This window comes from Novosphingobium sp. AAP1, from assembly GCF_001295765.1.
In the GTDB taxonomy this organism is placed as follows: domain Bacteria; phylum Pseudomonadota; class Alphaproteobacteria; order Sphingomonadales; family Sphingomonadaceae; genus Novosphingobium; species Novosphingobium capsulatum.
Window position 1 is genome coordinate 561,352 of record NZ_LJHO01000001.1, and the last position, 13,744, is coordinate 575,095.

At 67.0% G+C, this 13,744-nt stretch carries 10 protein-coding genes; 6 read left to right on the forward strand and 4 right to left on the reverse strand.

The annotated features are described in order from the left end of the window. Positions 1-91: 91 nt before the first annotated feature. The 6 genes from lpdA to IP65_RS02460 all read left to right on the forward strand — a co-directional run bounded on the left by lpdA (position 92) and on the right by IP65_RS02460 (position 10,757). A complete protein-coding gene (lpdA, locus tag IP65_RS02435; protein WP_054130622.1) occupies positions 92-1,507 on the forward strand; it encodes a dihydrolipoyl dehydrogenase in 1,416 nt (471 codons plus the stop codon). 142 nt (positions 1,508-1,649) lie between these two features. Further along, a complete protein-coding gene (locus tag IP65_RS02440; RefSeq protein WP_054130623.1) occupies positions 1,650-3,122 on the forward strand; it encodes a DUF4403 family protein in 1,473 nt (490 codons plus the stop codon). 22 nt (positions 3,123-3,144) lie between these two features. Further along, a complete protein-coding gene (locus IP65_RS02445) occupies positions 3,145-3,855 on the forward strand; it encodes a trimeric intracellular cation channel family protein (RefSeq protein WP_156306359.1) in 711 nt (236 codons plus the stop codon). A gap of 88 nt (positions 3,856-3,943) precedes the next feature. After that, the gene (locus tag IP65_RS02450; RefSeq protein WP_054130624.1) at positions 3,944-7,357 is read left to right on the forward strand and encodes a DUF2126 domain-containing protein; all 3,414 of its coding nucleotides are present in this window, start codon (positions 3,944-3,946) and stop codon (positions 7,355-7,357) included. Between the two features lie 5 nt (positions 7,358-7,362). Further along, positions 7,363-9,867 carry a circularly permuted type 2 ATP-grasp protein gene (locus IP65_RS02455; RefSeq protein WP_231627521.1) on the forward strand — a complete coding sequence of 835 codons (2,505 nt, stop codon included), beginning with the start codon at positions 7,363-7,365 and terminating at the stop codon, positions 9,865-9,867. Further along, positions 9,864-10,757 carry a transglutaminase family protein gene (locus tag IP65_RS02460; RefSeq protein WP_054130625.1) on the forward strand — a complete coding sequence of 298 codons (894 nt, stop codon included), beginning with the start codon at positions 9,864-9,866 and terminating at the stop codon, positions 10,755-10,757. Before IP65_RS02455 ends, IP65_RS02460 begins: the two co-directional genes overlap by 4 nt. A gap of 9 nt (positions 10,758-10,766) precedes the next feature. Here IP65_RS02460 and leuD read toward each other — a convergent pair whose 3' ends face one another. The 4 genes from leuD to leuC all read right to left on the reverse strand — a co-directional run bounded on the left by leuD (position 10,767) and on the right by leuC (position 13,633). Beyond that, positions 10,767-11,369 carry a 3-isopropylmalate dehydratase small subunit gene (gene leuD / locus IP65_RS02465; RefSeq protein ID WP_054130626.1) on the reverse strand — a complete coding sequence of 201 codons (603 nt, stop codon included), beginning with the start codon at positions 11,367-11,369 and terminating at the stop codon, positions 10,767-10,769. Positions 11,370-11,469: 100 nt separating this feature from the next. After that, on the reverse strand, positions 11,470-11,634 hold the full coding sequence (locus tag IP65_RS21225; RefSeq protein ID WP_022677102.1) for a hypothetical protein: 165 nt from the start codon (positions 11,632-11,634) through the stop codon (positions 11,470-11,472). Positions 11,635-11,691: 57 nt separating this feature from the next. Continuing rightward, positions 11,692-12,192: a DNA-deoxyinosine glycosylase gene (locus IP65_RS02470; RefSeq protein ID WP_022677103.1), complete on the reverse strand. Its 501-nt coding sequence runs from the start codon at positions 12,190-12,192 to the stop codon at positions 11,692-11,694. A gap of 10 nt (positions 12,193-12,202) precedes the next feature. Continuing rightward, positions 12,203-13,633 carry a 3-isopropylmalate dehydratase large subunit gene (leuC, locus tag IP65_RS02475; protein ID WP_054130628.1) on the reverse strand — a complete coding sequence of 477 codons (1,431 nt, stop codon included), beginning with the start codon at positions 13,631-13,633 and terminating at the stop codon, positions 12,203-12,205. Positions 13,634-13,744: the final 111 nt, after the last annotated feature.

Genomic DNA, 13,744 nt, shown 5'->3' on the forward strand with positions numbered 1-13,744 from the left:
CGGGCGCGCCAGCGTGCATCCACGCGAACTTGTGTGATAAGTCGCGCCAGTCCCGCCACCGTTTTCGGGAACGCGCGAACAGGAGGCCGCAATGGCTGAATATGATTATGATGTCCTGGTGATCGGCGCTGGCCCGGGCGGCTATGTCGCGGCGATCCGCGCGGCCCATCTGGGCCTCAAGACTGCGTGCGCCGAAGGGCGCGAAACGCTGGGCGGCACCTGCCTCAACGTGGGCTGCATCCCGTCGAAGGCGCTGCTGCACGGTTCGGAAAAGTACGACGAAGCCGTCAACGGCACCTTTGCCAACTATGGCATCAAGACCGGCCCGGTGGAACTGGACCTCTCTGCCATGCAGGCGCAGAAGCTCGACTCGGTCAAGGGCCTGACCGGCGGCATCGAATTCCTGTTCAAGAAGAACAAGATCACCTGGCTCAAGGGCTATGCCACGTTCGAAGACGCGCACAGCGTCACCGTGGCCGGGCAAAAGATTTCGGCCAAGCACATCGTCATCGCCACCGGTTCGTCGGTCACCCCGCTGCCGGGCGTGACCGTGGACAATGACGCCGGCGTGGTGGTCGATTCGACCGGTGCCCTCGCGCTCGACCGCGTGCCCGAACACCTGGTGGTGATCGGTGGCGGCGTGATCGGCCTGGAACTGGGTTCGGTCTGGCGCCGCCTGGGTGCCAAGGTCACTGTGGTGGAATACCTTGACCAGCTGCTGCCCGGCATGGACGGCGACGTGCGCAAGGAAGCCGCCAAGATCTTCAAGAAGCAGGGCATGGCGCTCAAGCTCTCGACCAAGGTCACCGGCGTGGCCGTGGAAGGCAGCAAGGCGACGCTCACGGTCGAGCCTTCGGCCGGCGGCGCTGCCGAAACGATCGAAGCCGATTGCGTGCTGGTGGCCATCGGCCGCAAGCCTAACACCGATGGCCTCGGGCTCGACAAGATCGGCCTGGAACTGAACGGTCGCGGCCAGATCGAAACCGACCACGATTTCCGCACCAAGGTGGACGGCGTGTGGGCCATCGGTGACGTGATCCCCGGCCCGATGCTGGCGCACAAGGCCGAGGACGAAGGCATTGCCGTGGCCGAAAACATCGCGGGCCTGACGGGGATCGTCAACCACGACGTGATCCCCGGCGTGGTCTATACCTTCCCCGAATTTGCCGGCGTGGGCCTGACCCAGGAAGCCGCGCTGGAAAAGGCCGGCGGCGACCAGTCGAAGATCAAGGTCAGCAAGTTCCCCATGCTGGCCAACAGCCGCGCCAAGACCAACCACGAGCCCGATGGCTTCGTGAAGGTCATTGCCGATGCGCAGACCGACCGCGTGCTGGGCGTGTGGGCGATTGCCTCGGTGGCCGGCACGATGATCGCCGAAGCCGCGCTGGCGCTGGAATTTGGCGCTACCTCGGAAGACATCGCCTATACCTGCCACGCGCACCCGACCCATTCGGAAGCGCTCAAGGAAGCGGCAATGGGTATCCGCGAAAAGCCGATCCACATCTGATCGCCTTTTGGCACAACCGATGAAACAAGGCCGCGCCGGGGCAACCGGGCGCGGCCTTTTTCATGGGCGAACGGGCGCCATCATGGCGCCGGGAACTTTGCCCGGTCTTGGTGCGTAGTGCGCCCAAACGGGGCAACAGCACATGACACTCTCGCGTAAGGTCGGCAGCGCAGCGGCGCTGACCGCATCGATCCTGCTGGCCGGCTGCCACCACAGCCCGGTGACAGAGGCGCCGCCGCGCGCCAACGATGCCATCGCCGTGCCGCCCCAGGCCTCGACTATCGCCGTGCCGATCGTCGCCCGGCTGGACGAACTGAGCGCCGCGCTCGAACGCGAGGTGCCGCGCCAGTTGTGGTCGATCGACAAGCCCGGGCAGGATTGCCTGGCCTCGCAGCGAGTCAAGGTGCTGGGGGTCAAGCTCAAGACACCGCGCGTGGAATGCCGCATCGTGGGCGATGTGGTGCGCGGGCCGATCACGCTGGCGGGCCAGGGCCAGGATCTGGTGGTCACGCTGCCGCTGCATGCCACGCTGCGCGCCAAGGATATTGCCGGCGTGTTCAAGCAGGAAACCGCCACTGGCGATGCCGTGGTGCACGCCCATGTGCGGCTGTCGCTGGCCAACGACTGGAAACCGCGCGCCACGCTCGATATCCACTATGACTGGACCAAAGCCCCCGGCATCGATTTCCTGGGCCAGCGTATCACCTTTACCGACAAGGCTGATGCCAAGCTCAAGGACGTGGTCGCGCGGCTGGAGCGCACGCTACCACAGGAATTGGACAAGCTGCATCTCGACCGCGAGATTGGCAAGGCCTGGGCCAGCGCGTTCACCTCGCTGGAACTCAACCACGCCAATCCCCCGGTGTGGATGCGGGTCACGCCGCATGACTTGCGCTATGGCGGCTATGCTGTGGAAGGGCGGCGCCTGGTGCTGCGCCTGGGCATGCATGCGCAGACCGAAACCTTTGTCGGCAACCGGCCGCCCGATCCGGCCGTCACGCCGCTGCCGCCCGTGCGCAAGCTGGAAACCACGCCGGGGCGGATGCTGTTCGTCATTCCGGTGATTGCCGATTACCGCGAACTGGAGCCGGTGATCGCCCGCGCGCTGGTCAAGCGATCGGCCCGACCGTTCGATGTGCCGGGCCTCGGCCCGATCACCGCCCGCTTTGGCAAAGTGACGTGCTATGGCACGCGCGGCGGCAAGGTGGCGGTGGGCGTGCAGTTTGCCGTCGATGCTGCGCCCCACACGGCGCATGGCACCGTGTGGCTGACCGGCACCCCGGTCAACGCGCCCAATTCGCGCAAGGTCGGCTTTGCCGATCTGGCGGTTTCCGGCGTGACCGACAGCACCGGCACCGATGTCCTGCTGGGCCTCGCCAATGCGCCGGGCCTTTCCGAAACGATCGCGGCAGCGCTCGCCCAGAATTTCGAGAACGACTATGCCAAGCTGATGGGCAAGATCGACCGCGCGCTGACCGAAAAGCGCACCGGCGATTTCATCATCCGCGCGCGGATCGAGGATGTGCGCACTGGCCAGCTCAAGGCAGCCGGCCAGGGGCTGTATCTGCCGGTCGAAGGCACCGGAACCGCCACGGTCAGCCTCGACATGCACTGATCGCCAAGGCAAGGGTAGTGCCATGCCCCTGGTTCCTCCCCTGCCCACCTCGCTGCCCCATGCGGTGGCGCCCGCTCTGCCCGCCGTGATTGGCCTGGCCGATCTGGCCGGCATCGCCGTGTTTGCGCTGTCGGGCGCACTGGTGGCCGCGCGCATGCGGCAGACCCTGGTGACCATGTGCTTTTTCGCGGTGATCACCGGGGTGGGCGGCGGTTCGGTGCGCGATCTGCTGATCGGTGCGCCGGTGTTCTGGGTGCATGATCGCTGGGTCGCGCTGGTATGCCTGGGCATGGCAGTGCTGTGCTGGCTCACCCCGCACCGCTGGTGGCGCGGCGCCGCGCTGGAATGGGCCGATGCGGTGGGCCTGGGCGCCTATGCCGTCTTGGGCACGACCAAGGCGCTGGCCTATGGCATTCCGCCGGTGCCGGCCTTCATGATGGGGGTGATCACCGGCTGCGTGGGCGGCGTGATCCGCGATTGCGTGGCCGGGCGCCCGTCGATCATCATGCGCCCCGAGCTCTATGTCACCGCCGCCGCGCTGGCCGCCGCGCTGTGTTCGGCGGGGCAGGCGCTGCACCTGCCCAAGGGCTGGGTCTGGGCGGTATCGGCGCTGGCCGGCTTTGCCCTGCGCGCTGCGGCGATCCGCTGGAAATTGGCGATCCCGGCCTATGGTGGGGGCAAGAAGGCTGACCTCGGTGAGCAGCTTCCACCACCCCTCGCCCCCCTCCTCTGAAGAGGAGGGGCTGGGGGTGGTGCGAGGCTACGCGCGCCGTTCGATTGTGCGTTGCAGCGCAGCATGAATTGGGGCAACCTCCACAGCCATGATCAAGGCGGGCCTCCATCACCTCACGCGCTATTCCTATGCCAAGCCGGTTCGATTGGGGCCGCAGGTGATCCGATTGCGGCCGGCGGCGCATAGCCGCACCGCAGTGCCCAATTACTCCTTGAAGATCAGCCCGGCCAATCACTTCATCAACTGGCAGCAAGACCCCTACGGCAACTGGCTGGCCCGGATCGTTTTTCCCGATCCGATCGATCATTTCGAGATTGCCGTCGATCTTTTGGCCGATCTGGTCGTGATCAATCCGTTCGACTTCTTTGTTGAAGACTATGCCGAAACCTATCCCTTTGCCTATGCAGAGGAATTGCAGGCAGATCTGGCCGCCTACCGCGAAACCGAGACGCAGGGCCCGCTGTTCGAGGAAATCCTCACCCAGTTCACCGGGTACGAGGGCCGCACCATCGACTTCCTGGTGGCGATCAACCAGGCGGTAAACCAGCGCATCGGCTATGTCATCCGCATGGAACCGGGGGTGCAGGCGCCGGAAGAAACCCTGGACGTGGGCACTGGATCGTGCCGCGATTCCGCCTGGCTGCTGGTGCAGCTGCTGCGCCGCCTGGGCTTTGCCGCGCGCTTTGTCTCGGGCTATTCGATCCAGCTGACGCCTGATGTCGCGGCGGTGGATGGCCCGGCCGGCGTGCCACAGGACGTGTGCGATCTGCATGCCTGGACCGAAGTCTATCTGCCCGGTGCGGGCTGGATCGGGCTGGATGCCACCTGGGGGCTTTTTGCTGGCGAAGGGCACATTCCGCTGTGCGCCACGCCGCATTATCGCACCGCCGCCCCGATCGAGGGCGTGGTGCTGGAGCCGGTCCATTCCGATTTCCATTTCGAGATGGAGGTTTCCCGCCTGGCCGAGGCGGTGCGCATAACCAAGCCGTTCACCGAGGCGCGCTGGGACGCGCTCGACGCGCTCGGCCAACAGGTCGATGCCGATCTCGCCGCGCAAGACGTGCGCCTGACCATCGGTGGTGAGCCAACCTTCGTGGCCGACGGCGATTTCGAGGCGCCGGAATGGAACAGCAGCGCGGTGGGGCCGACCAAGGCCTGGTATGCCGACCAGCTGATCCGCAAGCTGCGTGGCCATTTCGCGCCGGGATCGCTGCTGCACCATGGCCAGGGCAAGTGGTATCCGGGGGAAAGCCTGCCGCGCTGGGGCTATTCGATCTATTGGCGCAAGGATGGCGTGCCGATCTGGCGCGATGAGAACCTGATCGCACCCGACCGGCCGACGCCCGATGCCATCGCCACAGTTGACGCCGATGACGCCGCGCTGTTCCTGCGCGAAACCGCGACTGTGCTTGGCGTGGCGCCGGAAAACGTCGCCCCGGTTTATGAAGACGCGCTCGAATGGATCGTGCGCGAGGCCGAACTGCCCGAAAATACCGAGCCCACCGATCCCAAGCTGGACGATCCCGAAGTGCGCCAGCGCTTTGTCCGCACGTTCCAGCGCGGCTTGACCAAGCCGGTGGGCCATGTTCTGCCAATCCAGCGCCAGCAACCGTGGCAGGCCCGCCGTGCCCATGGGCTGCGGCAGTGGTATTCGGAAAAGTGGAAGCTGCGCCGCGGCGCCCTGTTTGCCGTGCCCGGCGACAGCGCGCTGGGCTATCGCCTGCCGCTCAATTCGCTGCCGCACGTGCCGCCGGCCGCTTATCCCTATATCCACCCGCGCGACACGGCCGAGCCGCGCGAACCCCTGGCCGATTTTCGGGCCCAGGCGATCGAACGGGCGGTGCAAACGCGCGATGCGGCAACGCCAGACACCATGTCGCACGAGGACCGCAGCCGCGAGGCGCGCGCCCAGGGCCATGACCTGCACAGCGCCAGCCCGGGCCGGCAGACCCGCGTGGAACAGACCATCGCCATCGAAGGCGCGGTGCGCACGGCGATCTCGGTAGAGCCCAAGGGCGATCACCTGTGCGTGTTCATCCCGCCGGTCGAAACGCTGGAAGACTATCTCGACCTGATCGCCAGCGTCGAGGCGGTGGCCGAGGAAACGCGCCTGCCGGTGCGCATCGAAGGCTATCCGCCGCCGCCCGACCCGCGCCTGATGGTGCTCAAGGTCACGCCCGATCCCGGCGTGATCGAGGTGAATATCCAGCCCGCCGCGTCATGGGCCGAATCGGTGGAGATCACCGAAACACTTTACCAATGCGCACGCGAGGTGGGGCTGACCGCCGACAAGTTCATGGTTGACGGGCGCGCCATCGGCACCGGCGGGGGCAATCACATCGTGCTGGGTGGCCCCACCCTGCTCGACAGCCCATTCATCCGCCGGCCCGACCTGCTCAAGTCTTTCGTGATCTATTGGCAGCGGCATCCCAGCCTCAGCTATCTGTTTTCGGGCATGTTCATCGGCCCCACCTGCCAGGCGCCGCGCATCGACGAGGCGCGGCACGACGGGCTCTATGAACTGGAAATCGCGCTGGCCCAGGTGCCCGGCCCCGATCAGCCGCAACCGCTGGCCTGGGTGGTCGATCGCCTGTTCCGCAACCTGCTGGTCGATGTGACCGGCAACACCCACCGCACCGAAATCTGCATCGACAAGCTGTTTTCGCCCGATGGCCCCACCGGGCGGCTGGGCCTGGTGGAATTTCGCGGGTTCGAGATGCCGCCAGACGCGCGCATGTCGCTGGCCCAGCAACTGCTGCTGCGCGCGCTATGCGCGTGGTTCTGGCGCCAACCCATTGATGGCCCGCTGGTGCGCTGGGGCACGCAGTTGCATGACAAGTTCATGCTGCCCCACTTCGTCTGGGCCGATTTCCTCGATGTGCTGGCTGATCTGCGCGGCGCGGGCTATGATTTCGATCCCGTGTGGTTCGAGGCGCAGCGCCAGTTCCGCTTTCCCGTGCACGGCGAAGTGGAAGGCGGGGGCGTGCACCTGGAAGTGAGCCACGCGCTGGAGCCATGGAACGTGCTGGGTGAAACCGGCGCGATCGGCGGCACTGTGCGCTATGTCGACAGTTCGACCGAGCGGTTGCAGGTGCGCGCCAGCGGCCTGGTGCCAGGGCGCCATGTCATCACCTGCAATGGCCGCCGCGTGCCGCTGAACTTTACCGGCACGCCGGGAGAGGCCGTGGGCGGCGTGCGCTACAAGGCCTGGCTGCCGGCCAACTGCCTGCATCCGATGCTGCCGCCCCATGCCCCGCTAACCTTCGATATCTTCGATAGCTGGAACCAGCGCTCGCTGGGCGGCTGCGTCTATCATGTGGCCCATCCGGGCGGGCGCAATTACGATTCGGTACCGGTCAACGGCTATGAAGCCCAGGCGCGGCGCAAGGCGCGGTTCCAGGATCATGGCCATTCGCCTGGCCACCTGCCCGTGCCGCCGGCGGAAATGCCCGGGGAGTTTCCCATGACGCTCGATCTGCGCCGCCCCGCCGGGCTGGCCTGAACCCGATGGCAGCCCAGACCATGGCGGCCAAACCTGATCCGGCCGCGGCGCCGGGCCTGGCCGCCTATCCGGTGGATGTGGGGGCGGGCGATCTCTATCGCGATGCCGCGCCCGATGTGGCCCAGACCTGGCAACGCGCGGCGCAAAGCCTGCTGGCGCTGCGCGAAGAGGCTGGCGTAGCCGTGCAGGAACTGGTCGGGCGCCAGATCCTGGACCTGGGCATGTCGTTCCGCCTGACGGGTGAGGATGACGAGCGCGACTGGCCGCTGTCGCCCATGCCACTGATCGTCGGCGCGCAGGAATGGGCCGAGGTAGAGCGCGGCCTGGTGCAGCGTGCGCGCCTGCTCGAAGCAGTGGTCGATGATATCTATGGCGAAGGGCGCTTGGTGGCCGATGGCCATCTGCCCGCTGCACTGATTGCCGGCAGCCGCTATTTTGCACGTTCGATGGTGGGTGTGGCGCCGCGCAGCGGGCCGCATATCCACGTCTATGCGGTCGATCTGGCGCGCGGGCCGCGCGGGCAGTGGCGCGTGCTGGGCGATCGGCTGCGGCTGGCCAACGGCATCGGCTATGCCCTGGAAAACCGCCTGGCGCTCTCGCGCGTCACCGGCGGATTGTTGACCGACATGCGCGCGCGCCGCCTGGCGCAGTTCTTTTCCGATCTGCGCGGCGGCATTGCCCGCGAATGCCAGCGCGAAAACCCGCGCATCGCCCTGCTCACCCCCGGCCGCTTCAACCAGTCCTATCCCGAACAGGCACACCTGGCGCGCTACCTCGGCTTTCCGCTGGTGGAAGGGCGCGACCTGACGGTCAGCGATGATCGCGTCTATGTGCGCACCATTGCCGGGCCCAAGCGGGTGGATGCGGTGTGGCGCTGGATCGATACCAATGCGCTCGATCCGCTGCGCTTTGATGCGCGATCCGAGATCGGCGTGCCCGACCTGTTCGAGGCGCTGGACCGCGGCGGGTTGACGCTGGCCAATTGGCCCGGCGCCGAAGTGCTGGAAGCACCGGCCTTTGCCGCGTTCATGCCGCGCCTGTTCTCGGTGCTGCTGGGTGAAGCGCCGATCCTGCCCAATGTCGCCACCTGGTGGTGCGGCCAGCCGCGCGAGGCGCAGGACGTGGCCGCGCGCCTCGACCAGTTGATGATCACCCCCGCGTTCGGCGCCGGGGTGGAAGGCCTGCCCCATGGCCGCGCCGTAGCCGGGCGCAGCCTCGACAAGGCGCAGCGCGGCGCCCTGCTGGCGGCCATGGCACGCCGGCCGGTGGACTATTGCGGCCAGGAAATCGTCACCCTGTCGACCACGCCGGCGCTAATCGGCGAGGCATTCGTGCCGCGCGCCTTTACCGTCCGCGCGTTCGTGGCGCGCAATGCGGCGGGCGAGTGGACAGTGATGCCCGGCGGCTTTGCCCGGCTCTCCTCCTCGGGCGAAATGGTCAACACGATGATGGGCGAAGGCGATATTTCCGCCGATGTCTGCGTGGTGGATACCAAGGCCGATGCCGCTGCCGTCAACGCCACGCCCTCGGCGCTGGGCGCGCCGCCCCCGGTGCGGCGCGGCGGTGGTATCCTGGCAAGCCAGGCGGCCGACAACCTGTTCTGGTTCGGCCGCTATGTCGAGCGCGCAGAAGCGACAGTGCGGATCATCCGCGCGGTGCTGGGCAATTCGATCGAGGTGGATGCCGCCGCCGGCCACAGCCCCGAGGTGATCGCGCGGCTGGTTGATCTGATGGTAACCTGGGGCGCCCTCTCGCGCGAAGAGGCCGATTTGCCGATGCCCCAGGCCTGCGCCGCGGCGCTGTCAGACACGGCGATGAACGGCTCTGTCGGCGCGTTGTTTGCCGCGATCCGTGCCACGGCCCTCACCCTGCGCGATCGCTTCACCACCGATTTCTGGCGCATTGCCAGCCGCCCCCTGCCGCCGGTGGACGGCCATCGCGCCGGCGCGTTGCTGCGCACCGCGCGCGAGTTGATCGAGCGGCTTTCGGCGCTGTCGGGCCTGCTGGCGGAAAACTTCACGCTTGGCCCCTCGCGCCATTTCCTCGACATGGGCCGCCGCCTGGAACGCGCTGTGGCGCTGTGCCAGACGCTGCGCGCGCTGTCAGCCCGGATAGAAACGCCAGAGGCCTTGGGCGTGCTGCTCGATCTGTCAGACAGCCAGATCACCTATCGCGCGCGCTATCTGGCCGCGCCGAGCACGGCGCCGGTGCTAGATCTGCTGCTGCTCGATCCCACCAACCCGCGCTCCCTGGCGTTTCAGGCGCAGGCCCTGGTCAGCCATATCGAGGCGCTGCCCGCGCTGCGCGAAGACAACCTGCCCGAAGCCCCGCTTCTGGAAGCGCGTGCGATCCTGGCGCCGCTGTCGAGCCTGCCGGTGGAAGCGTGGAACCTGGCGCGGCTGGCCGAGGCGGAACAGCGCCTGCTGACGCTGTCCGACACCATCTCCACCCGCTACTTCCTGCAGTTCGAAAAGGCTGGCGGTGGCGCCAGCAGCAGCTTGCTCGCATGATCTACGATATCCGCCACAAGACCCGCGTGGATTATGCCGCCCCAGTGCGGCTCGCCCGGTTCAACCTGCGCCTGCGCCCCGCGCCCTGGCCCACGCAATCCGTCAGCGATTTCCGCCTGGCGGTAGCGCCCGTGCCGTGGTCGATGGAGGAAGAAGCCGGGCCGTTCCTGGTCAACCGCAGCCGCCTGTTCATTCGCGAGCCGCTCGATGCGCTGGAAGTGGAAAGCAGCTTCCGCGTGGAAGTGCGCGCCCCCGATCCCGAACTGGCGTTGGCCAAGACACCCAGCGTGGCCGAAATCGGCGCGCGGGCGGCCGCCCATCGCGATCTTTCCGCGCTGGGCCCGGCAAGCTACATCTATCCCTCGTCGATGACCCCGCTTTCGCCCGAGATCGTGGGCTGGGCCGGCCCGATCCTGGCCGGCGCGCGCAGCGTGATGGATGCGGGGCTGGCCCTGATGCACGCCATCCACGATGAATTCACCTATGATGGCAGCGCCACCACGGCCGAAACCCCGCCGCTCGACGCGTTCCGCGCGCGCCATGGGGTGTGCCAGGATTTTGCCCATGTGATGATCGTGGCGGCGCGGGGCCACGGGCTGCCCGCGGCCTATGTCAGTGGCTATCTGCGCACCCTGCCCCCACCGGGCCAGCCGCGCCTGGTGGGCGCGGATGCCACCCACGCCTGGGCCGCGCTGTGGTGTGGGGACGCGCTGGGCTGGGTGGGGTTTGATCCCACCAACGCGATGCTGGCCTCAACCGACCACGTGTTTACCGCGATGGGCCGCGACTATGCCGATGTCGCGCCGATGGACGGCGTGTTCCACGGCGGCGGCGGGCAGACCGTGGCCGTATCGGTGGACGTGGCGCCGGTGACAGAGCCGGTCGGCTGACGGCCTCGATCAGGCCGGAACGCCGGTGCCCTGTGCCAGGAACGGCCGCGCCTCGGCCACCTGGCCTTCGAATGCGCCGATCGCGTCGCTGCGCGCCAAGGTCAGGCCCACTTCATCCAGCCCGTTGATCAGGCAGTGCTTGCGAAACGCGTCGATCTCGAACGTGAAGCGGTCCTGGAACGGCGTGGTCACGGACTGCGCCTCAAGATCGATCGCGATCGGATCGGTCTGCGCCACTTCGAGCAGGCGATCGACCTGTTCCTGCGGCATCACCACGGTGAGGATGCCGTTCTTGAACGCGTTGCCCGAAAAGATATCGGAAAACGACGGCGCGATGACCGCCTTGATGCCCAGGTCGAGCAGGGCCCAAGCGGCATGTTCACGGCTGGAACCACAGCCAAAGTTGTCGCCCGCGATGAGGATCGGCGCGCCTTTGAACGTTTCGCTGTCGAACAGGTTGTCAGGGTCTGCGCGCAGCGTTTCGAACGCGCCACGGCCGAGCCCCTCGCGACTGATCGTCTTGAGCCACTTGGCCGGGATGATCACGTCGGTGTCGATGTTCTTGCGGCCGAACGGAATGGCGCGGCCTTCGATGTGGTTTACCGGTTCCATGCCCCCGCTATAGCCGCCGCCGCGCCCTGCGCAACGGCGGAAATAGCCTGTGCAGGCAGGAAACGATCAGCCCCGCCTGCTGTCGTTCGGTCTTGGGGCCTCAATCGGTTTCGGGGGCATCGCCCAGCGGGGTCTTGTCGGCCACCTTCTGGGCGCGTTCCTTGCGGCGGTTGGTATAGAGCAGCGCCGCCGCCAGTGCAGCAGACCCGACGGCCGCCGCTCCTGCCAGGACAGCCGTTCCGGCCCAGTTTTCCTTCTTGGACACGCCTTCCTCCTTCTTATGGGCTGCAAGAATTGGCCCGCTTGCCGCACAATGCAACGCTCAATCGAGGAATTTCCGCAGAGAATTCCATTCCAGCTGCTTTTGCGCGAGTGTCACCGCACAATAGGCCGGGCTGCTTGACGGCAGTTGAATGAATGAAATTTCAGCAAGATCGGCCATTTGCGCGCGGCCATGGCGCGCCGCGGTCGCCCCGTTGAAGCCGATCGCGCGCAAGGCCGGCAGGCGGGCGGCCAGTTGTGCCAGGGGTGCCAGTTGCGCCGCCTTGATCGCGGTATCGAGGCTGCCCCGGCGCGTGGCGCTGGCGACGGTGTCCCACAGGCCGATGCCCGTGCTGCGCAGCACATCCAGCCGCTCGGGATAATCGAGCGTGACCAGATCGCGCCCGATCACCCCACCCACCAGCCGCCAGAACTGGTTCTTGGGATGCGCGTAATACCGGCCAGCGGCCAGCGACGCCTCTCCCGGCAGGCTGCCGCAGACCAGCACGCGGGTCTGCGCATCGACTACCGGGGCAAAGGCGGATTTGCGCGAGTCGTTCAAACCGGTGCGGTCACACCAGCTCGCGCACGTCAGTCAACCGGCCGGTCACCGCTGCCGCAGCGGCCATGGCCGGGCTGACCAGATGGGTGCGCGCGCCGGGGCCCTGGCGACCGACGAAATTGCGGTTCGAGGTAGAGGCGCAGCGCTCGCCAGCCGGCACCTTGTCGGGGTTCATGCCCAGGCACGCCGAGCAGCCCGGCTCGCGCCATTCAAGGCCCGCGTCCTTGAAGATCACGTCCAGCCCTTCGTCTTCGGCCATGGCCTTGACCAGGCCCGAACCGGGCACGACGATCGCCCAGCGCACGGTGTCGGCCTTCTTGCGGCCCTTGAGGATCGCGGCGGCGGCGCGCAGGTCTTCGATCCGGCTGTTGGTGCAGCTGCCGATGAACACGTTCTGGATTTCCACCGTGTTGAGCGCCGTGCCCGGCGCCAGGCCCATGTATTCCAAAGACTTGCGCGCAGCATCCTGCTTCGACGGATCGGCAAAGCTTTCCGGCGCGGGCACCGTGGCGGTGATCGGCAGCACGTCTTCGGGGCTGGTGCCCCAGGTGACCGACGGCGCGATATCGGCCGCATCGATCACCACGATCTTGTCATACTGCGCGCCGGCATCGGTCGCCAGGCTCTTCCACCAGGCCACGGCCTTGTCCCAATCGGCGCCCTTGGGCGCATAGGGGCGGCCCTTCACATAGGCGAAGGTCTTGTCATCAGGCGCGATCAGGCCGGCGCGGGCGCCATGCTCGATCGCCATGTTCGAAACCGTCAGGCGGCCCTCGATCGACAGGTCACGGATAACCTGGCCGGTATATTCGATGACGTAGCCCGTGCCACCTGCCGCACCGAGCACGCCGGTGATGTGCAGCACCACGTCCTTGGCCGAAACGCCCGGCGTGAGCGTACCCTCGACACGCACTTCCATGGTCTTGCTGCGCTTGAGCAGCAGGGTCTGCGTGGCGAGCACATGCTCCACTTCCGACGTGCCGATGCCGAAGGCCAAGGCCCCCAGGCCACCGTGGCAGGCGGTGTGGCTGTCACCGCACACGATCGTGGCGCCGGGCAGGGAAAAACCCTGCTCTGGCCCAACGACATGGACGATGCCCTGCGCCGCGTCGGCATCGCCGATATAGCGGATGCCAAACTCGGGCGCATTGCGCTCCAGCGCGGCAAGTTGCTGCGCGCTTTCGGGATCGGCGATGGGAATGCGATGGCCAGCCGCATCGCGGCGCGCGGTGGTGGGCAGGTTGTGATCGGGCACCGCCAACGTCAGATCGGGGCGGCGCACCTTGCGCCCGGCCATGCGAAGCGCCTCGAACGCCTGCGGGCTCGTCACTTCGTGAACGAGATGGCGGTCGATATAGATCAGGCTGGTGCCATCCTCGCGGTTTTCCACGACGTGGGCATCCCAGATCTTTTCGTAGAGCGTCTTGCCGGTGCTGGTCATGCAGTGCGGTTAAGCATCGCCCCCGCGCATTTCAAGCACCAAACGGCAAGAACACGCGGGGGCATGCGTCATTTTCTGTCCCGGCGCTGCCTTGGCACGCCTCAAACCGGG

Coding starts and splice junctions, on each gene's coding strand:
- lpdA (WP_054130622.1), top strand. CDS start 92: ATGGCTGAATATGATTATGATGTCCTGGTGATCGGCGCTGGCCCGGGC.
- IP65_RS02440 (WP_054130623.1), top strand. CDS start 1,650: ATGACACTCTCGCGTAAGGTCGGCAGCGCAGCGGCGCTGACCGCATCG.
- IP65_RS02445 (WP_156306359.1), top strand. CDS start 3,145: ATGCCCCTGGTTCCTCCCCTGCCCACCTCGCTGCCCCATGCGGTGGCG.
- IP65_RS02450 (WP_054130624.1), top strand. CDS start 3,944: ATGATCAAGGCGGGCCTCCATCACCTCACGCGCTATTCCTATGCCAAG.
- IP65_RS02455 (WP_231627521.1), top strand. CDS start 7,363: ATGGCAGCCCAGACCATGGCGGCCAAACCTGATCCGGCCGCGGCGCCG.
- IP65_RS02460 (WP_054130625.1), top strand. CDS start 9,864: ATGATCTACGATATCCGCCACAAGACCCGCGTGGATTATGCCGCCCCA.
- leuD (WP_054130626.1), bottom strand. CDS start 11,369: ATGGAACCGGTAAACCACATCGAAGGCCGCGCCATTCCGTTCGGCCGC.
- leuC (WP_054130628.1), bottom strand. CDS start 13,633: ATGACCAGCACCGGCAAGACGCTCTACGAAAAGATCTGGGATGCCCAC.